Source organism: Sporichthya polymorpha DSM 43042, assembly GCF_000384115.1.
Classification (GTDB): Bacteria; Actinomycetota; Actinomycetes; order Sporichthyales; family Sporichthyaceae; genus Sporichthya; species Sporichthya polymorpha.
The window spans coordinates 3,836,002-3,857,561 of record NZ_KB913029.1 but is presented as its reverse complement, the minus strand read 5'-3'; the positions used below and the strand labels follow the sequence as shown (position 1 = coordinate 3,857,561).

Here is a 21,560-nt window from a genome sequence, read left to right as displayed (position 1 = left end):
TCTAGGCGGCGCAGCACCGTGACCCGCCCAGGCGAGCCGTGGGATGCCCTACGTGAAGAGCGCGTCGATCTTCTCGAAGAGCTTCCAGAGGCCGTAGGTGAACGGCGCCGCGACCCACAGCCACGCGAACACCATCACCGGCTTGAGCTTGGGGTCGATGCCGTTGGAGACGTTCTGCTCGGCCTGTTCCGTGGTGTTCGTCGCGGCGTTCACGATGCGCTCCCGCTCTTCTCGGCGGCCCCGGCGACCTCGGCCACCTCGGCGTCCTCGATCTCCGCTGCGGCCTCGACGTCGCCGACCGGGGCCGGCTCGGCCGCGTCCACGGTCGCGGGCTCGTGCCACTTCGCGTCGACCGGCCGGATCAGCTCGTTGCAGACGAACGCGATGACCAGCAGGACGATGACGATCATGAACGACGGCGTGTAGATGTCCGGGCCGGTCTTGCCGTCGGCGATCCGCTCGTCCGCGATGTTGTTGATGATGAACGGACCGAGCACGCCCGCGACCGACCACGCGGTGAGCAGCCGGCCGTGGATCGCGCCGACCTGGTAGGTCCCGAACAGGTCCTTCAGGTACGCCGGGATCGTTGCGAAGCCGGCGCCGTAGAAGGACAGGATCAGGATGCAGGCGATCAGGAACAGCGGCTTGTTCGCGTCCGTCGTCAGCAGGACGTAGGTGTAGAGCAACGCCCCGACGCCGAGGTACATCCGGTACATGTTCTTGCGGCCGAGGTAGTCCGAGGTGGACGACCACAGGATCCGGCCGAGGGCGTTCGACAGCGACAGGATCGCGACGAATCCCGCGGCGGCCGCGGCCAGTGACGCCGCGTCACCGTCACCGGAGTCCGGGAAGAAGTCGCGGAAGATCGGCGCCGCGCGTTCGAGGATGCCGATACCCGCCGTGACGTTGAAGCACAGGACGACCCACAGGAACCAGAACTGCGGGGTCCGGATGGCGTTCTTCGCCGACACGTTCGCCCTGGACTGCAGGACCCGGTCCTGCCGCGGCGGCTCCTTGCCCGGGTGCCAACCCGGAGCCGGGACGCGGACGAGCGTGTAGCTCATCGTCATGAAGACCGCGTAGAAGACCGCCATCACGAGGAAGGTCTTGGCGATGCCGTCCTGGGCGGTGTCGAGCACCGCTCCGGACAGCGGGGCGGCGCCCTGCGCCGGCGGGGTGATCAGCGCGTCGAACTTCTTGAGCAGCTCGGTGCTGAACGGCGAGGCGAACAACGCGCCACCGCCGAAGCCCATGATCGCGCAGCCGGTCGCCAGACCCGGCCGGTCGGGGAACCACTTGATCAGCGTCGAGACCGGTGAGATGTAGCCGATGCCGAGACCGATGCCGCCGACGAAGCCGTAGCCGACCACCACGAGCCAGTACTGGTCGATCAGGACCGCGAAGGCCGCGATGGCCAGACCCGAGCAGAAGCACAGCGACGACACCGCCATCGCCCAGCGCGGCCCGCGGCTCTCGACCTTGGTGCCGAACAGGGCCGCGGAGACGCCGAGCATGACGATGCCGAGCTGGAACGGCAGCGCCGAGAGCGTCCCGGGGTGGCCGCTGTCGGTCAGCATCGTGGCTTCGAGCGGTTTCTTGAACACCGACCAGGCGTAGGCCTGTCCGATCGCCAGGTGCACCGAGAGCGCAGCGGGCGGGATCAGCCAGCGACTCCACCCCGGCGGTGCGATCGTCCGTTCGCGGTCGAGAAATCCGAGAGCCATACCGCCTCCTGCCGTGCCTGGGCCAGGCTGCGCCGGACGCTACTCGCGGGTCCCGGGCGTTTTACGAACAAACTTCCGAGAAAACGACGGGCGGCGGACAGCTGCGCCGAAAGGGCAGGACGTGCGGGCGAACGGCGCATTTGGAACGCCGAGCGGCCGAAAAGTGACCTGCGCTACTCGCGCGTAGGGCCGTTCGGGTGACCGGCCCGGCCTCCGGAGACGCCTTCACCCACCCGCGCGCCAGGCGTCGACGACCACCGCGACGACGAGCGCGACGCCGTAGAGCAGGGGCAGCAGGAGGCCGATCCCCATCCACAGCGTCAGGTTCACCCGGCCCGGCCGGTTGGCGGCGGCGTAGGCGTCGGGGCGGGGGGCGGTGCCGGTCCGGAGCAGCGCCATCACTCACCACCCCGCAGGCCGGCGAGGACCTCGTCGACGTCGTCGGGGACGACGAGCACGTCGCGGGCCTTCGAGCCCTCGGACGGGCCGACGATGCCGCGGCTCTCCATCAGGTCCATCAGGCGGCCGGCCTTGGCGAAGCCGACCCGGAGCTTGCGCTGGAGCATCGACGTCGAGCCGAACTGCGTGGTGATGACGAGCTCAGCGGCCTGGCAGAGCAGGTCGAGGTCGTCGCCGATGTCGGCGTCGATCTCCTTGCTCGGGCCGGCCGGTGCGGTGACGTCCTCGCGGTACTCCGCGGTCATCTGCTCCTTGCAGTGCTTGACGACCGCCTGGATCTCCTTCTCCGGGACGAAGGCGCCCTGGATACGGATCGGCTTGGACGCGCCCATCGGCAGGAACAGACCGTCGCCCTGGCCGACGAGTTTCTCGGCGCCGGGCTGGTCGAGGATGACGCGGCTGTCGGCGAGGGAGGAGGTCGCGAACGCCAGCCGCGACGGCACGTTGGCCTTGATCAGACCGGTGACGACGTCGACCGACGGCCGCTGCGTCGCGATGACCAGGTGGATGCCGGCCGCGCGGGCGAGCTGGGTGATGCGCTGGATCGAGGCCTCGACGTCGCGCGGGGCGACCATCATCAGGTCGGCGAGCTCGTCGACGATCACCAGCAGGTACGGGTACGGCGTGTAGACGCGTTCGCTGCCGAGCGGAGGCTGGAGCGTCCCGGCGCGGACCGCGGCGTTGAAGTCGTCGACGTGCTTGAAGCCGGACGCCTCGAGGTCGTCGTAGCGCATGTCCATCTCACGCGCGACCCACTGCAGTGCCTCGGCGGCCTTCTTCGGGCTGGTGATGACCGGCGTGATCAGGTGCGGGATGCCCTCGTACCCCGTGAGCTCGACGCGCTTGGGGTCGATGAGGATCAGCCGCACCTCCTCCGGCGTCGCGCGCATGAGGATCGAGACGATGAGGGAGTTGATGCAGCTCGACTTACCGGCACCGGTCGCACCGGCGACGAGGATGTGCGGCATCTTCGCGAGGTTCGCGCAGACGAAGCCGCCCTCGACGTCCTTGCCGAGCGCCACGACCATCGGGTGGTGGTCGTTCCGCGCGGTGTCGGAACGCAGGACGTCGCCGAGCGTCACCCACTCGCGGTCGGTGTTCGGGATCTCGATGCCGATCGCGGACTTGCCGGGGATCGGGCTCAGGATCCGCACGTCCGCGCTGGCGACGGCGTAGGCGATGTTCTTGCTCAGCGCCGTGACGCGCTCGACCTTCACACCCGGCCCGACCTCGACCTCGTAGCGCGTCACCGTCGGGCCGCGGGTGAACCCGGTGACGGCGGCGTCGATGTCGAACTGCTCGAGAACGCCGGTCAGGGCATCGACGACGGCGTCGTTGGCCTTGGTGCGCGCGGCGTGCATCGTGCCGGCGGACAGGGCGTCGGACCCGGGCAGGTGGTAGGTGATGTTCCCGGCCAGGGTGAGCTGCTCACCCCGCAGCGGGACGGCGCCGGCCGGCGGCGGCAGCAGGTCCGGCTCGCCGCCGGGGCTGACGACCGCTCCACCGACGCCACCGACGCCGTCGATCGGCCCGGTCGGCTGGTCGTCCGAGGCCGCGGCCGGCTTCGGGAGCTTCTTGCCGGGCAGAACGACCGGGGTCTCGAACGGCTCGTCGCCGGTGAGCGGGTCGCCGGCCGTGGTCCGGCGGCGCCGCTTGGGCTTGGGCGCGTCCTCGATCTCCTCGCCGTACGGGGCGCCGGCGGCGTCGATCGCCACGTCGCCGCGGCGGCGCTTCTTCGCCGCGGCGGCGACCTCGTCCTCCTCGCGGCCCTCGGGCGGGCCGATGATCGGCGTGGCCAGGGCGCGCAGCCGCTGCGGCAGCTTGTTCAGCGGGGTCGCGGTGACGACCAGCAGGCCGAAGATCGCCAGCAGGCTGAGCAGGACCGTCGCGACGGGCGGCGTCAGCGCCTCGACCAGCGGGCGGGAGACCAGGTAGCCGACCATGCCACCGGCGTCGCGCAGCGCGGCCTCGTCCTCGGGCCGCGGGACGTCCTGGGCGACGGAGACCAGGCCGCAGATGCCGACGGTCAGCGCGGTGGCGCCGATGCCGATCCGCCCGCGCTCGGTCGTCTCGGCGCTGTTGCGCAGCACGTAGAGGCCGAGGACGGCGAGGGCGACGGGCAGGGCGAGGCCGGGCGCCCCGAGGCTGCCGGCGACGACGGCGCGGATGCCCCGGCCGAGGTGGCCCTGCAGGCTCCACCACTCCCCCGCCGCGACGATGACGGCGAAGCCGACCAGCGCGAGGCCGAGGCCGTCCCGCCGGTGCGCCGGATCGAGCTCGCGGGCGGTGTGCCCGATCCCGCGGACGACCGTCCCGATCCCGCGCGCGATCGCGAGGTACAGGCCCTCGACGATCGCCCAGAACCCGAGGATCAGCCCCGTGATCGGGTTGACCTTGAACTGGCTGACCGTCGCTCGGCGGATCGCGGTCTTCTGCATCGCGTCCTTGGGCGCCTGAACCACCTTCGCGGCCCGGCCACCGCCCTTGCTGCGGGCCGCCGGGACCGACTCCTTGCGGGTAGCGGTCGCGCCACGGGAGGAACGAGATGCCATGGGTCGCAGGGTATCTCTGGAGTCCCACCAGTCCCGTGCGCCACGCGGCGCCCGGCCCCGTCAAGAAAGGGTGACACCCCTTACTGCGCAGTAAGGGGTGTCACCCTTTCTTGACAGGATCGTCGGCCGGGGCGGCCGGGGCGGCCGACCGACTGGACCGGCGGGTCAGACGGAGACGACGACCGGGAGGATCATCGGCCGGCGGCGGTAGGTCTCGTTGACCCACTTGCCGACGACGCGGCGGACCATCTGCTGGAGCTGGTGCGGGTCGGTCGTCCCGTCCGCGGCGGCGTTCTGCAGCACGTCGACGATCCGCGGCACGACCGCGACGAGCGCCTCGTCGTCGATGCCGGACCCGCGGGCGGTGACCTCCGGGCCGCCGGTGATCTTGCCGGTGTTGGCGTCGATGACGACGAACACCGACACGAAGCCCTCGTCGCCGAGGATGCGCCGGTCCTTGAGCGAGGCCTCGGTGACGTCGCCGACCGAGAGCCCGTCGACGTAGACGTAGCCGCACGGGACCGACCCGACGACCTGCGCGAGCCCGTCGGCGAGGTCGACGACCACGCCGTCCTCGGCCATGACGATCCGCTCGTCCGGGATGCCGGTGAGCTTCGCGAGGTCCGCGTTGGCCCGCAGGTGCCGCGGCTCCCCGTGCACCGGCATGACGTTGCGCGGCTTCACCAGGTTGTAGAGGTAGATCAGCTCGCCCGCCGACGCGTGGCCGGAGACGTGCACGAGGGCATTGGACTTGTGCACGACGTCGGCGCCGAGGCGCGTCAGGCCGTTGATGACCCGGCCGACGTCGTTCTCGTTGCCCGGGATCAGCGACGACGCGAGGATCACCGTGTCCTGGTCGGTGATGCGGATGGCGTGGTCGCGGTTGGCCATCCGCGAGAGCGCCGACATCGGCTCGCCCTGGGACCCGGTCGAGAGCAGGACCACCTGGTCCTCGGGCAGGTCGTCGATCGCCTTCGGGTCGACCATCACGCCCGGTGGGACGGTGAGGTAGCCGAGGTTCTGGGCGACACCCATGTTCCGCACCATCGAGCGGCCGACCAGCGCGACCTTGCGCCGGTGCGCGACCGCGGCGTCGATGATCTGCTGCACGCGGTGCACGTGGCTCGCGAAGCAGGCGACGATGATGCGCCCCTTCGCCCCCGCGAACACCCGGCTGATGACCGGGCCGATCTCGCGCTCCGCGGGGATGAAGCCGGGGACCTCGGCGTTGGTGGAGTCGACCATGATCAGGTCGACGCCCTCGGTGCCGAGCCGGGCGAAGCCGGGCAGGTCGGTGAGCCGGCCGTCGAGCGGCAGCTGGTCCATCTTGAAGTCGCCGGTGTGGAGCACGACCCCGGCCGGGGTGCGGATCGCGAGGGCGAGCGCGTCCGGGATCGAGTGCGTGACCGCGAAGAACTCGCACTCGAACGGACCGAGGCGCTCGGTCGTGCCGCCGTCGACCTGCAGCGTGTACGGGCGGATCCGGTGCTCCTGCAGCTTCGCCTCGATGAGCGCGAGGGTCAGCTTGGAGCCGATCAGCGGGATGTCGTCCTTGCGCTTGAGCAGGTACGGGACCGCCCCGATGTGGTCCTCGTGCGCGTGCGTCAGGACGATCGCGTCGATGTCGTCGAGCCGGTCGGCGATGTAGGTGAAATCGGGCAGGATCAGGTCGACGCCGGGCTGGTGCGCCTCCGGGAAGAGCACCCCGCAGTCGACGATCAGCAGCCGTCCGCCGTACTCGAAGACGGTCATGTTCCGACCGATCTCGCCGAGACCGCCGAGCGGGACGATACGCAGCGCGCCGGGGCTCAGCGGCGCCGGCGAGGGCAGTTCCGGGTGCGGATGACTCATCGAGCTCTACAGGGCGAGGCCGCCGGCCGCGAGATCGGCGCGCAGGCGCTCGATCTCGGCGGTCGTGGCGTCGACGAGGGGCGAGCGGACCGGGCCACCGGGACGCCCCTGCAGGCCCAGCGCGGCCTTGACGAGGATGACGCCCTGGGACCGGAAGATGCCTTCGTAGATCGGCAGCAGGCCCTGGTGGATCTCCTTCGCCCGCGCGACGTCGCCGGCCACGTACGCGTCGACGAGCTCGCGCAGACGCGGGCCGACGATGTGCCCGACCACGGAGACGAATCCGACCCCGCCGACCGACAGCAGCGGCAGGTTGAGCATGTCGGTGCCCGAGTAGTACGCGAGGTTCGTGTTGGCGAGCACGGTGCTGGCGGCGCCGAGGTCGTCCTTGGCGTCCTTGACCGCGACGATCCGGTCGTGCTCGGCCAGGCGCAGCAACGTGTCCGTGGCGATCGGCACCCCGGAGCGGCCCGGAATGTCGTAGAGGATCACCGGCAGGCCGGTGCTGTCCGCCACCGAGCGGAAGTGCGCGGCCAGCCCGCTCTGCGGCGGCTTGTTGTAGTACGGCGTCACGACCAGCAGGCCGTGCGCTCCGGCCTTCTCGGCCGAGCGCGCCAGCTCCACGGTGTGGCGGGTGTCATTGGTGCCGACGCCGGCGACGATGCTCGCGCGGTCCCCCACGGCCTCGACGACGGCCCGCAGGACCTGCTCCTTCTCGGCGTCCGAGGTCGTCGGCGCCTCGCCGGTCGTGCCGTTGATGACGAGTCCGTCGTGCCCGCCCTGGTCGACCAGCTCGGCGGCCAGACGCGCCGCGCCCTCGAGGTCGAGCGCGCCGTCGCGCGTGAACGGGGTGACCATCGCGGTCAGCACCCGGCCGAAGGGGGTCTCGGGCGTGACGCCGGGCGGAGCGGAAGCGGACGAGGCAGCCATGGTCGTCAACGTACCGTTCCCACCTGCGCCGCGAGGCGCGGGTTGCGCAGTTCCGGCCGCCCGTGCCCGCGGCACAAGCCAATTGCCGAATTGGCTGATCGCGTCGCCGCCCGCTCGGGGGTTTCGGACGGCAACGCGATCTGACCGACAATCGCGCCGGACGGCCCCGGCGTTACGGGCGTGACACCAGCCACTCGCCGGGACGCAGCGAGCGTTCTGCGGCTCAGGGGGCGACGCGTCCGTTGGCGTCGAAGGCCTGGTGCGTCAGCGGCATCAACTCCGCCCAGCGGGCCTCCATGACCTCGGCGACCATCTCGATCTCCCGCTGGGGGAACGAGGGGAACGTCGAGTCCTCCCGCTTGGTCCGCAGCGACAGGAAGTTCATCAGCGCGCGGGCGTTCATCGTCACGTACATCGAGGAGTACGTCGTGACGGGCAGGACGATCCGCGCGACCTCGCGGGCGACGCCGGCGGCGAGCATCTCCTGGTACGCCGCGTAGGCCGTCCGGCAGGCGTCCTGCGTCGCCCGCGTGACGAGCTCGTGCTGCTCCGGCGTCCCGTCCTCGAACGTGTACGCCCCGGGCTTGCCGACCTGGCGCAGCTTGCGCTCGGGGCCGGGGACGTAGAACACCGGCCGCAGCTCGCGGTAGCGGCCGCTCTCCTCGTTGTACGAGGCGATGCGGTGGCGCATGAACTCGCGGAAGACGAAGATCGGCGCCTGCACGTAGAAGGTCATCGAGTTGTGCTCGAACGGGCTGCCGTGCCGGTCCCGCATCAGGTAGCGGATCAGCCCGACCGACCGGGAGGCGTCGGCCTCCACGTCCTCGAGCGACTGCTCCCCCTTGGTCGACACCCGCGCCGCGAACAGCACGTCCGCGTCGCTGGCCGAGGCCTTGACGAGCTCGACGGTCACGTCGCTGCGGAACACCACACCGTCGTCACCGGCGGCACCCGATCCTGCGGTCACGTCCGGCTCCTGCGCGGTGTCCAGCGTCATGGGAATCCCTTCTCGTTGCGGCCTGCCCCAGAATGCCGCACCCCCCTGACAGGCCGACGGCGCCGCTCCCGGTCGGGAGCGGCGCCGTCGCTGTCTCGTGCTGTCTCGTGCTGTCTCGGGCCGAACGCGGGCGTCAGATCGCCGCGTGGCGCCCGCGGCCGCGGCGACGGGTCACGTAGACCGCCGCACCGCCGGCGGCCAGCAGGCCGAGGCCCGCGATCGCGACGTCGCGCGTGGCGTCCCCGTTGCCACCGGTGCCCGGCAGCTGGTTGACCTTGGCGACCTCCTTGCCGGGCTTCCCGGCGCAGGTGACCTGGCTGACGACGATGTCCACACCGACCGCGCCGGCGATGTCCGCCGCGGACGGGACGGCCTTGCGGACCGTGTCGAGCGCGGCCAGGTCGGACCCGGCCTTCTGGCCGGCCTTCTCACCCTTGGCCTCGGACTTGGAGTCGGTCGGCTTGACGTCGGCCGGGGCGGCCGGAGCCGGCGCGGCCACCGGAGCGGCCTCGGCGGGCGCCGGGGCGACCGCGGGGTCGGTGGAGGTCTCCTCGGCCGGCTTCGCGGCCTTGGCGCCCTTCTCCGACCGCTCGGCGCGCTCGGCGGCGGCCGCGGCGTCGGTGTCCTCGGTGACGGTCGCGTCCTCGGTCGCCGTGACGTCCTCGGTGGCGGTCGTGTCCTCGGCCTCGGTGGCCTCCTCGGCGACCGCGGTCTCCTCGGCGGCGTCGACCTCGGCATCGTCCGTCTTCTGGACCGGAGCGGCCTGCTCGGCCTCGGCGGCCGGCGCCGCGGCCTCGGTGCCGGCCTCGGTCTCCGTGGCCGCCTGCGGGGCGGCGGGGGCCGCGGCGGAGGCGCGCACCTCGGCGCGGTCCGCGTCCTGGGCGCCCTTCTTCGGCGTCTTGGCGGCCTTCTGGTCGCCGGTCTTGTCGCCGGTGCTCTTGTCGACGTTGCCGATCAGCTGGTCGAGCGTCTTGCCGGTGACCTCCTCGAGCACGACCTTGACCGACTGGGCGGCCTCACGCACCGAGGCGATGACCGAGTTCAGCGCGTCGTCGAGCGCGGTCGGGGCCACGACCAGGTTGATGTGCAGGGCGGTGACCTGCAGGCCGCCGTCGTCGGTCTTCACCTGCTCGTCGATGACGATCGAGCCCTGAACGAAGGCCGCGAGCGCGTCGGGCAGCTCGATGCGGACGTTGGGACCCGGGTCGACCGGCACCTTGGTGCCGGCGATGGTCAGCCCGGCGATCTGGCTGTCGCCGGTGTTCTGGCCGGCGTCGGAGAGGCAGTCCGCGTTGATGACCTTGGCGCCGATGACGTCACCGAGGACGCCGAGGTTCGCGGTGCTGACGTTGGAGACCAGCTTGCCGTCCTGCACCTCGGAGGAGGCGTTCAGGACCTTGAGGGTGACGAGCTGCGAGAGCTCGGCGGGGAGCTCGAGGAGCGACTGCGTCGCCCCCGGCGGGTAGGTGATGAGCCCGGGAAGAACTTCGTCGAGGATCGTGGAGCCGGCGATGCCGACCTTGGCGCTCACGGCGAGCGCGGAACCCTGGTAGGTCGGCTCGGTGGTGGCAGCGGCGTCGGCGCCCGGAGCGGCCGCAGCCACACCGGCGGCGACGAAGGCCGGAGCGGCGAGGAGAGCCGCAATGCGGCGGGGAGCGCGGAGAGTCATGCGTACCTCGTCGTGACGTCGGCAGGGCGGGCGAATCCGGAGACGATACGCCACATTCCTGCGAAGGAGTCCCATCTGGAGCGGGTTCCGGACGGAATGCTCAGAATTCTCTGCTGTGCGTAGTGGCAACCCGGGGCCGCGTCAAGGCGAAAGTGACACTCAACACCCGTTTTCCACCCTGCGCAAGCGGGCGACCGACCGGACGCCGTCGTGTCAATCACCCAGAAGAGTTTCAGGTGTCTACGGTCGGTCGAGGTCCAGGAAACGCTCGAGACCGACCGTCAGACCGCCGCCCGCGTCGACGATCCGGCGCACCCCGAGCAGGACGCCCGGCATGAACGAGGAGCGGTGCAGCGAGTCGTGGCGGATCGTGAAGGTCTCCCCCTCGTCGCCGAAGATCACCTCCTGATGGGCCACCAGACCCCGGAGGCGCACCGCGTGCACCCGGACGCCGTCCACATCGGCCCCCCGGGCGCCCTCCAGCCCGGTGCGCGTGGCGTCGGGCATCGCACCGAGACCGGCTTCGCGCCGCGCCGCGGCGATCAGCTCGGCCGTCCGCCCGGCCGTCCCGCTCGGGGCGTCGGCCTTGTTCGGGTGGTGCAGCTCGACGATCTCGCACGACTCGAAGAACCGCGCCGCCTGCGCGGCGAAGCGCATCATCAGGATCGCGCCGATGCCGAAGTTCGGGGCGATCAGCACCCCGACGCCCGGCTGCGCCTCGAGCCAGCCCCGGATCGTCGCCAGGCGTTGGTCGGTGAATCCCGTCGTGCCGACGACGGCGTGGATGCCGTTCCGGACGCAGAACTCGAGGTTGTCCATGACCACACCCGGGTGGGTGAAGTCGACGACCACCTGAGCGCCGGCGTCGACCAGTCCCGCGATCGGGTCGTCCTGGTCGATCCGCGCCACCAGCTCCAGACCCTCGGCCGCCTCGACCGCCTCGCAGGTCTGCGCACCCATCTTCCCGGCCGAGCCGAGCACCCCAACCTTGATCGTCATGCGCCCATCCAAGCGCAGAACTGCGCAGGCCTGACGCTCAGGCGGCGAAGGCGGAGGCGTCGTCGAAGGGGCCGATGACGGCGAGGGTCTCGGGGCGGTCGAGGAGGTCGGCGGCGAGGGCCGCGACGTCGTCGAGGGTGATGGCGTCGACCCGGTCGAGGATCTCGTCGACCGGGAGCAGCTCGCCGTAGACGAGTTCACTCTTGCCGAGCCGGCCCATGCGGGAGCCGGTGTCCTCCATGCCGAGGACGAAGTTGCCCTTGAGCTGCCCGCGGGCGCGGTCGAGCTCCTCGGGGGTGATGCCGTGGGCCGCGACGTCGGCGAGCTCGGCCCGGCAGACGTCGAGCACCTGCTCGACCTTCTTCGGCAGGCATCCGGCGTAGACGCCGAACATGCCGACGTCGGCGTAGTGGGCGGCGTAGCTGTAGACGGAGTACGCCATGCCCCGCTTCTCGCGGACCTCCTGGAACAGGCGCGAGCTCATGCCGCCGCCGAGGGCGGTGTTGAGGACGTCGAGCGCGTACCGGCGCTCGTCGGTGCGGGCCAGGCCCGGCACCCCGAGCAGGACGTTGGCCTGCTCCGTGGGACGCGACAGCAGGCGCACGCCGCCGGCGGCCCTGAGGGGCTTGCCGCCGATGCGCGCCGGGGCGGGCGCGTCGTCCGGGTCGCCGAGGGCCCCGGCGGCCCGAAACGCCGCCTTGGTCAGCTTCACGACCTCGGCGTGCGAGACGTTGCCGGCGGCGGTGACGACGAGGTTCGGCGCGGTGTAGCGCCGCCGGTAGTGACCCGCGATGGCGTTGCGGCTCATGCCGGTGATCGAGTCGACCGTCCCGAGGATCGGCCGGCCCAACGGGGCGTTCCCGAGCAGGGCCGCCGCGAACTCGTCGTGAACGGCGTCGGTGGGGTCGTCGGCGTGCATCGCGATCTCTTCGAGGATCACGTTGCGTTCGCCGTCGACGTCGGCCTTCGCGATCAGCGAGGAGGTGACCATGTCCGAGACGACGTCGATCGCCAGCGGCAGGTCGCGGTCGAGCACCCGCGCGTAGTAGCAGGTGTACTCCTTGGCGGTGAACGCGTTCAGCTCGCCGCCGACGGCGTCGAGCGCCGCCGAGATCGCGAGCGCGTCGCGCCGCGGGGTGCCCTTGAACAGCAGGTGCTCAAGGAAGTGGGTGGCGCCGGCGAGGCTGCGGGACTCGTCCCGCGAACCGACGCCCACCCAGATGCCGAACGACGCGGAGCGCGCGCCCGGCATCTCCTCGGTCAGGATCCGCAGGCCACCGGGGAGCACGGTGCGTCGCACCGCGCCCGTCACCGAGCCGTTGGAGCTCCCCGCCGGGAGCAGCGTCCGGGTCGACCCGGGGCGCTGCTCCGCGGCGGGAAACCACTCCTGCCGTTGGGGACGAGAGGTCACTCGGCGTCGCCGGCGGAGTCGTCGGACGACTCCCCTTCCTCGCCCTCGACGACCGGCACCAGCGAGAGCTTGCCGCGCTGGTCGATCTCCGCGATCTCGACGAGCAGCTTGTGCCCGACCGAGAGCACGTCCTCGACGTTCTCGACGCGCTTGCCGCCGGACAGCTTGCGGAGCTGCGAGATGTGCAGCAGCCCGTCGCGGCCGGGGACGAGCGAGACGAACGCGCCGAACGTCGTCGTCTTCACGACGGTGCCGAGGTAGCGCTCGCCGACCTCCGGCATCGTCGGGTTGGCGATGGCGTTGATCTGGTTGCGCGCCGCCTCCGCCGCCGGGCCGTTGGTGGCACCGACGTAGATCGTGCCGTCGTCCTCGATGCTGATGTCGGCACCGGTGTCGGCCTGGATCTGGTTGATGATCTTGCCCTTCGGCCCGATCACCTCGCCGATCTTGTCGACCGGGATCTTGATCGTGATGATGCGCGGCGCGAAGTCGCTCATCTCGTCGGGGCGGTCGATCGCCTCGTTCATCACGTCGAGGATGTGCAGCCGGGCCTCGCGGGCCTGGGTCAGCGCACCGGCGAGGACCGAGGCCGGGATGCCGTCGAGCTTCGTGTCGAGCTGAAGGGCCGTCACGAACTCCTTGGTGCCGGCGACCTTGAAGTCCATGTCGCCGTAGGCGTCCTCGGCGCCGAGGATGTCGGTGAGCGTGGTGTACTCGCCGCCCTCGTAGACCAGGCCCATCGCGATGCCGGCGACCGGCGCCTTGAGCGGGCAGCCGGCGTTGAGCAGCGACAGTGTCGACGCGCAGACCGACCCCATCGACGTCGAGCCGTTGGAGCCGAGCGCCTCGGACACCTGACGGATCGCGTAGGGGAACTCCTCACGCTTGGGCAGGACGGGCAGCAGGGCCCGCTCCGCCAGCGCGCCGTGGCCGATCTCGCGGCGCTTCGGCGACCCGACGCGACCGGTCTCACCGGTCGAGTAGGGCGGGAAGTTGTAGTTGTGCATGTAGCGCTTGGTCTTCTCGGGGTTGAGCGTGTCGATCATCTGCTCCATGCGCAGCATGTTCAGGGTCGTCACGCCCAGGATCTGGGTCTCGCCGCGCTCGAAGAGCGCCGAGCCGTGCACCCGCGGGATGACCTCGACCTCGGCGGTGAGCTGACGGATGTCCTTCAGCCCGCGACCGTCGATGCGGATCTTCTCCTTGGTGATCCGCTCGCGGACGACCTTCTTGGTCACCGAGCGGAACGCCGCGGAGATCTCCTTCTCGCGACCCTCGAACTGGCCGACGAGCTTCTCCATCGTGACGGCCTTGACGCGGTCCAGCTCGGCCTCGCGCTCCTGCTTGCCGGCGATGGTCAGCGCGGCGGCGAGCTCCTCACGGGCGGCGGCCGTCACGGCCTCCAGCACGTCGTCGCTGTAGTCGAGGAAGATCGGGAACTCCGCGACCTCCTTGGCCGCGCGGGTCGCCACGTCGCTCTGCGCGGCGCACAGGACCTTGATGAATGCCTTGGACGCCTCGATGCCCTCGGCGACGACCTCCTCGGTCGGCGCGGTCGCGCCGACGGCGATCAGGTCGATCGTCTCGGTCGTGGCCTCGGCCTCGACCATCATGATCGCGACGTCAGTCTCACCATTGGCGGACTCGAGGACGCGACCGGCGACCACCATGTCGAACACGGCGCGCTCGAGCTCGGAGTGCCGCGGGAACGCGACCCACTGGTCCTCGATCAGCGCGACGCGGACGCCCCCGATCGGGCCCGAGAACGGGATGCCGGAGATCTGGGTCGACATCGAGGCCGCGTTGATCGCGACCACGTCGTAGAGGTCGTCCGGGTCCAGCGCCAGGATGGTCTCGACGATCTGGATCTCGTTGCGCAGGCCCTTGGCGAAGCTCGGGCGCAGCGGACGGTCGATCAGGCGGCAGGTGAGGATCGCGTCCTCGGACGGGCGGCCCTCACGACGGAAGAACGAGCCGGGGATCCGGCCCGCGGCGTACATGCGCTCCTCGACGTCCACCGTGAGCGGGAAGAAGTCCAGGTTCTCCCGCGGGCTCTTCGCGACGGTGGTCGCGGACAGCACCATCGTGCCGCTGTCGAGGTAGACGGCGGCCGAGCCGGCCGCCTGCTTGGCGAGACGACCGGTCTCGAACCGGATGGTGCGCTTGCCGAAGCGGCCGTTGTCGATGGTGGCTTCGGCGAAAGTGATCTCGGGACCCTCCACGGGCTCCCCTCCTCTGGGTCGAGGAGAGGCCGGGTTCGCGCGACGTTCTCGACCGGTCTTCGATCGAGGCCTACGGAGAGTTCGTCGAACCTGGAAGGCTCAGCGCGGCTCCGGGGGCCACTACCGAGGACCGGCGGCGGAGATGTCCGCTTACCGACCGCTCCTACGGTTTGGTTGTTCCCGGACCTGCGCTATCGACGCAGGCCAAGCCGCTCGATGAGCGAGCGGTAGCGGTTGATGTCGGTCTTGGCCAGGTACTGCAGGAGCCGGCGGCGCCGACCCACGAGCAGGAGCAGGCCACGACGGCTGTGGTGGTCGTGCTTGTGCACCTTCAGGTGCTCGGTCAGGTCGCTGATGCGCTTGGTGAGCATCGCGACCTGGGCCTCCGGGGAACCCGTGTCGTTCGGGCTCAGGGCGTACTCGGAGAGAATCGCCTTCTTCTGTGCACTGTCGAGCGGCATGAACTGCTCAGGGCTCCTGTCGGGGGTCGCTGCGCGGCGCGCCGGGGCAGGTCCACCCGGGCTCTGTCTCTCCGCGGCCGTTTCACGGCGTCCGTCAGGCTATCAGCGCAGGTGTCGGTGCCCGAAATCGTCCCCCGGCTGCCCCTCGGCACCCCGTCGCGGGGCGTCAGGCGCCGAGGACGCGCCGGGCCTCCTCGACGTCGGCCTTCATGGCCTCCTTGAGGGGCTCGATGCCCTCGAACGGGACCATGTCGCGCAGCCAGGCGACGAACTCGACCGAGACCTTCTTGCCGTAGAGGTCCAGGTCCGTGCGGTCCAGGACGTAGGCCTCGACTCGATGGGACGCGTTCGCGAACGTCGGGTTGTCCCCGACCGAGATCGCGGCCGGGTACCGCTCGGTGCCGTCCACCAGCCAGCCGGCGTAGACGCCGTCGAGCGGGCTGGCCAGCTCGTCCGGGACCTCCAGGTTCGCCGTGGGGAAGCCCAGGTCGCGGCCGCGCTGCTCGCCGCGGATCACCGGGCCCGTGACCGTGTAGGGCCGGCCGAGGATGCCGGCGGCGCCGGCGACGTCCCCGACGGCGAGCAACTCCCGGACCCGGGTCGAGGAGAACCGGTCGGTGTCGTCCGACTGCAGCTCGACGGCGTCGACGACGAACCCGTGCTTCTCCCCCATCGCGCGCATGAACGACACGTCGCCCGCGGCTCCGGAGCCGAAGCGGAAGTCCGCGCCCACGACCACGACCTGCGCGTTGAGCCCGTCCGAGAGCACGGCCCGCACGGCCTGGTCGGCCGTGATGGCGGCCAGCTGGGCGGTGAAGGGCACGACGAGCACCGCGTCGGCCCCGTGCGCGGCGAGGCGCTCCAGGCGGTCGGACAGGGTGCCCAGCATCTTCGGCGCCACCTCGGGCCGCAGGACGACGGCCGGGTGCGGGTCGAAGGTGACCACGTACATCGGCAGGTCGCGCTCGTCGGCGTGCTTGCGCGCGCGGGCGAGGACCCGCTGATGCCCGCGGTGGACGCCGTCGAACTTGCCGATCGCGACGACGCACGGACCGGACGGGCGCGGCAGGTCGCCGAGACCGTGCCAGATCTGCACCCGATCTCCCTCGTCTCTTGCCACGCCGTCCCTGGCCACGCCCTGGCCGCGGCTCATCGTACGCAGGAGCCCGTCAGGAGTCGCCGAACACCGCGACGGGCCGCGCCCGCCCGCTCCGGACCTCGACCAGCCCGCAGAACCAGTCGTCGGGCCCGAACACCGCGGTCGGGCCGGTCTCCCCCGGCACACCGGCCAGCTCGGCCGGCAGCCAGCCGCCGTGGACGAGGATGCGCGCCGCGTCCGCGTCGACGTCCCGCGACGGGAACACCGCGCGGGCCGCCCGGCTCAGCGGGACGAGCGTGAGCTCCTCGGCCAGCTCCTCGAGCGAACGCGCCTCGTCGACGCCGAACGGGCCGACCCGGGTGCGCCGCAGCGCCGTCAGGTGTCCCCCGACGCCCAGGTCGGCGCCGAGGTCGCGGGCCAGGGCCCGGATGTAGGTGCCGGTGGAGCAGTCCACCTCGACGTCGAGGTCGACGAGCCCGTCCACCCGCCGGGTCGCGAGCACGTCGAACCGCTCGACCCGCACGGCGCGGGCCGCGAGCTCGACCTCCTCGCCGGCGCGCACGCGGCTGTAGGCCCGCTTGCCGTCGACCTTGATCGCACTGATTGCCGACGGGACCTGCTCGATGTCCCCGGTGAGCGCGGCGATGCCCTTCGCGATCGCCTCGTCGGGGACGCCGGAGGCGTCTCCGGTCGCCGTGGGCGTCCCCATCGCGTCGTCGGTGTCGGTGGCGACGCCGAGGCGGATCGTCGCCGCGTAGGTCTTGTCCCCACCCGCGAGGTGCCCGAGCAACCGTGTCGCGCGCTCGATGCCGACGACCAGCACGCCGGTCGCCATCGGGTCCAGCGTCCCGGCGTGGCCGACCTTGCGCGTGCCCGCGAGCTTGCGGATCCGCCCGACCACGTCGTGCGAGGTCATCCCCGCCGGCTTGTCGACGATCACCAGCCCGCCGAGCCCCGGCTTGCCCCCGTCGCCCTTACCCACGGCCGACCTCCGCGGGATGACGTCCCGCACGCGCACATGTCAGCCCGGGTGCGGGCCGACACGGACCCCCCAGGGACGTCATCCCTCGTCGTCCTCGTCGTCCGGCTCCGGGGGCTTGCGGTACGGGTCGGCGTCGCCGGCGTACTGGGCGCCCTCGGCCCGGCGGTGGAGCTCGGCGTCCGCGGCGGCGGCCTTGGCCAGCAGGTCCTCGATCGACTTCGAGGTCTCGGGCAGGGCGTCGGCGACGAACGTGAGCGACGGGGTGTGCTTGACGCCGGTCTGGCGGCCGACCTCGGAGCGCAGGACGCCCTTCGCGCTCTCGAGCGCGGCGGCCGTGCCCGCGCGCTCGTCGTCGGTCCCGTAGACGGTGTAGAAGATCGTCGCCTCGCGGAAGTCACCGGTCACGCGGGTGTCGGTGATCGTCACGAACCCGAGGCGCGGGTCCTTGACCTTGAGCTCCAAGGTCTCGGCGACGATGACCTTGATGCGGTCCGCCAGCTTGCGCGCGCGGGCCTGCGCACCGGGGCTCGGCATCTCAGTCGTCCTCTCCGTAGAGCTTCTGACGTGTGCTCAGAATCTCGATCTCAGGGTGATTCGCCACCAGGCGCTCGCACGCGTCGAGCACCTCGCGGCAGTGCGCGGCGTTCGCCGCGACGACCGCCACCCCGATCAGCGCCCGACGGTGCAGATCGTGGTGGCCGACCTCAGCGGCCGAGACCGCGAACTTGCGTGCGATCTCGGCCACGATCGGCCGCACGACGGCGCGCTTCCCCTTGAGGGAATGCACGTCGCCGAGCAGCAGATCGACGCTGAGGCTGCCGACGAACATTCGGTCCTACTGGTTCCGGTGCCTCAGACGCGCGGCTTCTCCCGCATCTCAAAGGTCTCGATCACGTCATCGACCTTGATGTCGTTGAAGTTTCCGAGGTTGATACCGCACTCGAAGCCCTCGCGGACCTCGGTCGCATCGTCCTTCTCGCGCCGGAGCGAGTCGATCGTCAGGTTCGGTGCGACGACCGCACCGTCCCGGATCAGGCGCGCCTTCGTCCCGCGGCGGATGAGGCCGCTGCGCACGAGGCAACCCGCGATCGTGCCGAACTTCGACGAGGAGAAGGTCGCCCGGACCTCGGCGGTACCGAGCTGGATCTCCTCGTACTCCGGCTTGAGCATGCCCTTGAGCGAGGCCTCGATCTCCTCGATGGCTTGGTAGATGATCGAGTAGAAGCGGATCTCGACGCCGGCCCGGTCCGCCGCCTCGCGGGACTTGCCCTCCGCGCGGACGTTGAAGCCGAGGATGACCGCACCCGAGGCCGACGCGAGGTCGACGTCGGACTCGGTGATCGCACCGACGCCCCGGTGGATGACGCGCAGGTGCACCTCGTCGTCCGGGATCTCGATCTTGTACAGCGCGTCCTCGAGGGCTTCGACCGAACCGGACACGTCGCCCTTGATGATGAGCAGGAGCTCGTCGCGCTGACCCTTCTCCAGGGCCTCCTTGAGGTTCTCGAGCCCGACGCGCGGACCGCGAGCCCGAGCCAGCTGCGCGTTGCGCTCGCGCGCCTCACGCCGCTCGGCGATCTGCCGCGCGACCCGGTCCTCGGGGACGACCAGGAAGTTGTCGCCGGCGCCCGGCACCGAGGTCAGACCGACCACGAGGACCGGACGCGCCGGCCCCGCCTCGGTGACCGTGTTGCCGTGCTCGTCGAGCATGACGCGGACGCGACCGAACGCGTCGCCACAGACGATCGAGTCGCCCGCGCGGAGCGTGCCGCGCTGGACCAGCACCGTCGCGACCGGGCCGCGGCCACGGTCGAGGTGGGCCTCGATCGCGACACCCTGGGCGTCCTGGTCGGGGTTGGCCCGCAGGTCCAGGGAGGCGTCGGCCGTCAGCGTGATGGCGTCGAGCAGCTCGTCGATGCCGACCCGCTCCTTGGCGGAGATGTCGACGAACATCGTGTCGCCGCCGTACTCCTCGGCCACCAGCCCGTACTCGGTGAGCTGACCGCGCACCTTCGCCGGGTCGGCGCCCTCCTTGTCGATCTTGTTGACCGCGACCACGATCGGCACACCGGCCGCCTGGGCGTGGTTCAGGGCCTCGATCGTCTGCGGCTTCACACCGTCGTCGGCCGCGACCACCAGCACCGCGATGTCGGTGACCTGCGCGCCACGGGCACGCATCGAGGTGAAGGCCTCGTGACCCGGGGTGTCGATGAAGGTGATGGGCCGCGCGCGGTCCTCGCCCTCAGCGGCGTGCGCCAGCACCTGGTAGGCACCGATGTGCTGCGTGATCCCACCGGCTTCGCCGGCCACCACGTTGGCGTTGCGGATCGCGTCCAGCAGCTTCGTCTTGCCGTGGTCGACGTGACCCATGACGGTGACGACCGGGGGCCGGATCACCAGGTCGGACTCGTCGCCCTCGTTCTCGCCCCAGGAGAGGTCGAACGTCTCCAGCAGCTCGCGGTCCTCGTCCTCCGGGGACACGATCTCCAGGACGACGTTGAGCTCCTGCGCGAGCAGCTCGAGCGTGTCGTCACCGACGGACTGCGTCGCGGTGACCATCTCGCCGAGGTGCATCATCACGGCGACGAGCGACGCCGGGTTCGCGCCGATCTTCTCGGCGAAGTCGGTCAGCGACGACCCACGCGGGAGCCGGACCGTCTGGCCCATGCCGCGCGGCAGCTGCACGCCACCGATCGACGGGGCCTGCATGTTGTCGAACTCTTGACGCCGCTGCTTCTTCGACTTGCGGCCCTTGGCCGGCCGGCCACCGGGACGACCGAACGCACCCGCTGTGCCGCCACGACCGCGGCCACCGCCGCCACCGGGACGACCACCGAAGCCGCCGCCCCCACCGGGGCCACCGCCGGGACGACCGGCGAAACCGCCGCCGCCCCCACCGGGGGCACCACCGGGACGACCGGCGAAACCACCGCCACCGCCGCCACCACCGGGACGGCCGCCGAAGCCGCCGCCACCGGGACGACCACCGGGACCGCCCGGACGACCGCCGCCGGGGCCGCCGCCGCCGGGGCCGCGGAAGCCGCCGGGGCCCGTGCCGGGCGCACGACCGGGCATCATGCCCGGGCTGGGCCGGGGCCCACCCGGACGCGGGCCGCCGGGACCGCCGGCGCCCATCGGACGCGGACCGCCCGGACCGGGCTGCGGCGGACGCGGAGCGCCCGGCACACCGCCCGGCGTCGGGCCGGGCCGGGGAGCGTTACGGGCCGGCGGGCGCGCCATGCCGCTGGCCGAGGAGAACGGATTGTTGCCCGGCCGGATGGTCGGGCGCGGCGCGGCCGGGCCCGGACGCGGCCCCGGAGCCGACGGTGCGGGCGGCGGAGTGTTCGCCGCGGGAGCCGCGGGCGCCGCGGGCGCGGGGGCCGGCGTGGCCGGCGTGGGCGGCGCGGGGGCCGCCGGAGCCGGCGGGGTGTCGACCTGCGGGGCCGGCTTCGCCGCCGGAGCGGGCGCCGGTGCCGCCGGTGCGGGGGTGGGCGCGGCCGGTGCGGCCGGCGCGGGCGCTGCCGGCGCGGGCGCCGGAGCAGGGGCCGCCGCCTTGGCCGGAGCCTTCTTGGCGGGGGCGGAGGACGCTCCCTGGGGGAACGCGTCCTTCAACTTGCGGACGACGGGCGCCTCGATGGTGGACGACGCGGAGCGGACGAACTCGCCCATCTCCTGGAGCTTGGCCAGCACGACCTTGCTCTCGACGCCGAACTCTTTCGCGAGTTCGTAGACCCGGACCTTGGCCACTTTTCTCCTTCTGGTCCGAGCCGGGGCGGCGCGGACCCTTAACCGAGGGAAGTGCTCATCGCTGCGTGCTCATCGAGCGCTCATCGCAATTCGACCTGCTTCCGACATGGCTGAAACGGTGCGTCACGCGCTGTGACGTCCTGCTGAAACGTCCCTGCGGAGGGACGTTCTCACACACTGGTCTCACGCTGCGCGAGGAAAGCCGTCAGGCTCTCCGTGTCGAGCGGACCCGCAACCCGGAGGGCTCTCGGGAACGCCCGGCGGCGCAGGGCGAGGGTAAGACACTCGGGTCGTGGGTGCAGATGCGCTCCACGTCCCGGCAACCGGCCGCGAGGATCGGGGACACACTGGCCCTCGACCGCCACGACCCGCAGCAGGTCGGTCTTGGGAGCCCGTTCCCGGCACCCCACGCACGTGCGCAGGGGAACAGAAGGGGCATCCACGCGATCGACCACCG

18 protein-coding genes are annotated in these 21,560 nt (G+C 71.5%); all 18 read right to left on the bottom strand.

Annotated elements, in window-relative coordinates:
- Positions 1-48 precede the first annotated feature (48 nt).
- Positions 49-213: an MFS transporter small subunit gene (locus tag SPOPO_RS34435; RefSeq protein ID WP_019876515.1), complete on the bottom strand. Its 165-nt coding sequence runs from the start codon at positions 211-213 to the stop codon at positions 49-51.
- Positions 210-1,724 (bottom strand): OFA family MFS transporter, encoded by a 1,515-nt coding sequence (locus tag SPOPO_RS30450; RefSeq protein WP_019876514.1) that lies wholly within the window; start codon positions 1,722-1,724, stop codon positions 210-212. Before SPOPO_RS30450 ends, SPOPO_RS34435 begins: the two co-directional genes overlap by 4 nt.
- Before the next feature lie 225 nt (positions 1,725-1,949).
- The gene (locus SPOPO_RS34430) at positions 1,950-2,123 is read right to left on the bottom strand and encodes a hypothetical protein (protein ID WP_019876513.1); all 174 of its coding nucleotides are present in this window, start codon (positions 2,121-2,123) and stop codon (positions 1,950-1,952) included.
- Complete coding sequence (locus SPOPO_RS0118650) at positions 2,123-4,735, bottom strand: FtsK/SpoIIIE family DNA translocase (RefSeq protein WP_019876512.1); 2,613 nt, start codon at positions 4,733-4,735, stop codon at positions 2,123-2,125. The genes SPOPO_RS34430 and SPOPO_RS0118650 overlap by 1 nt, the downstream gene beginning before the upstream one ends.
- Before the next feature lie 165 nt (positions 4,736-4,900).
- The gene (locus SPOPO_RS0118645) at positions 4,901-6,586 is read right to left on the bottom strand and encodes a ribonuclease J (RefSeq protein ID WP_019876511.1); all 1,686 of its coding nucleotides are present in this window, start codon (positions 6,584-6,586) and stop codon (positions 4,901-4,903) included.
- Between the two features lie 6 nt (positions 6,587-6,592).
- Positions 6,593-7,516: a 4-hydroxy-tetrahydrodipicolinate synthase gene (gene dapA, locus SPOPO_RS0118640; protein ID WP_019876510.1), complete on the bottom strand. Its 924-nt coding sequence runs from the start codon at positions 7,514-7,516 to the stop codon at positions 6,593-6,595.
- A gap of 223 nt (positions 7,517-7,739) precedes the next feature.
- On the bottom strand, positions 7,740-8,513 hold the full coding sequence (gene thyX, locus SPOPO_RS0118635) for an FAD-dependent thymidylate synthase (RefSeq protein ID WP_019876507.1): 774 nt from the start codon (positions 8,511-8,513) through the stop codon (positions 7,740-7,742).
- 133 nt (positions 8,514-8,646) lie between these two features.
- Positions 8,647-10,182 carry a choice-of-anchor P family protein gene (locus SPOPO_RS35275; protein WP_028984908.1) on the bottom strand — a complete coding sequence of 512 codons (1,536 nt, stop codon included), beginning with the start codon at positions 10,180-10,182 and terminating at the stop codon, positions 8,647-8,649.
- A gap of 240 nt (positions 10,183-10,422) precedes the next feature.
- Positions 10,423-11,181: a 4-hydroxy-tetrahydrodipicolinate reductase gene (dapB, locus tag SPOPO_RS0118625; RefSeq protein ID WP_019876506.1), complete on the bottom strand. Its 759-nt coding sequence runs from the start codon at positions 11,179-11,181 to the stop codon at positions 10,423-10,425.
- A gap of 37 nt (positions 11,182-11,218) precedes the next feature.
- Positions 11,219-12,592 (bottom strand): M16 family metallopeptidase, encoded by a 1,374-nt coding sequence (locus tag SPOPO_RS0118620; RefSeq protein ID WP_019876505.1) that lies wholly within the window; start codon positions 12,590-12,592, stop codon positions 11,219-11,221.
- Positions 12,589-14,814: a polyribonucleotide nucleotidyltransferase gene (locus SPOPO_RS0118615; protein ID WP_019876504.1), complete on the bottom strand. Its 2,226-nt coding sequence runs from the start codon at positions 14,812-14,814 to the stop codon at positions 12,589-12,591. The genes SPOPO_RS0118620 and SPOPO_RS0118615 overlap by 4 nt, the downstream gene beginning before the upstream one ends.
- A gap of 191 nt (positions 14,815-15,005) precedes the next feature.
- Positions 15,006-15,275, bottom strand: a complete 270-nt coding sequence (gene rpsO / locus SPOPO_RS0118610; protein ID WP_019876503.1) for a 30S ribosomal protein S15 — start codon at positions 15,273-15,275, stop codon at positions 15,006-15,008.
- Between the two features lie 166 nt (positions 15,276-15,441).
- Positions 15,442-16,371: a bifunctional riboflavin kinase/FAD synthetase gene (locus SPOPO_RS0118605; protein ID WP_019876502.1), complete on the bottom strand. Its 930-nt coding sequence runs from the start codon at positions 16,369-16,371 to the stop codon at positions 15,442-15,444.
- Positions 16,372-16,444: 73 nt separating this feature from the next.
- Complete coding sequence (gene truB, locus SPOPO_RS0118600; RefSeq protein WP_019876501.1) at positions 16,445-17,356, bottom strand: tRNA pseudouridine(55) synthase TruB; 912 nt, start codon at positions 17,354-17,356, stop codon at positions 16,445-16,447.
- 78 nt (positions 17,357-17,434) lie between these two features.
- Entirely contained in the window at positions 17,435-17,890 is a 456-nt protein-coding gene (gene rbfA / locus SPOPO_RS0118595; protein ID WP_019876500.1) for a 30S ribosome-binding factor RbfA, read from the bottom strand.
- 1 nt (position 17,891) lies between these two features.
- Complete coding sequence (locus SPOPO_RS0118590) at positions 17,892-18,185, bottom strand: DUF503 domain-containing protein (protein ID WP_019876498.1); 294 nt, start codon at positions 18,183-18,185, stop codon at positions 17,892-17,894.
- 23 nt (positions 18,186-18,208) lie between these two features.
- Positions 18,209-21,103 carry a translation initiation factor IF-2 gene (gene infB, locus SPOPO_RS0118585; RefSeq protein ID WP_019876496.1) on the bottom strand — a complete coding sequence of 965 codons (2,895 nt, stop codon included), beginning with the start codon at positions 21,101-21,103 and terminating at the stop codon, positions 18,209-18,211.
- Between the two features lie 170 nt (positions 21,104-21,273).
- Positions 21,274-21,558, bottom strand: coding sequence for a DUF448 domain-containing protein (locus tag SPOPO_RS33875; RefSeq protein ID WP_084671256.1), 285 nt, complete (start codon positions 21,556-21,558; stop codon positions 21,274-21,276).
- Positions 21,559-21,560: the final 2 nt, after the last annotated feature.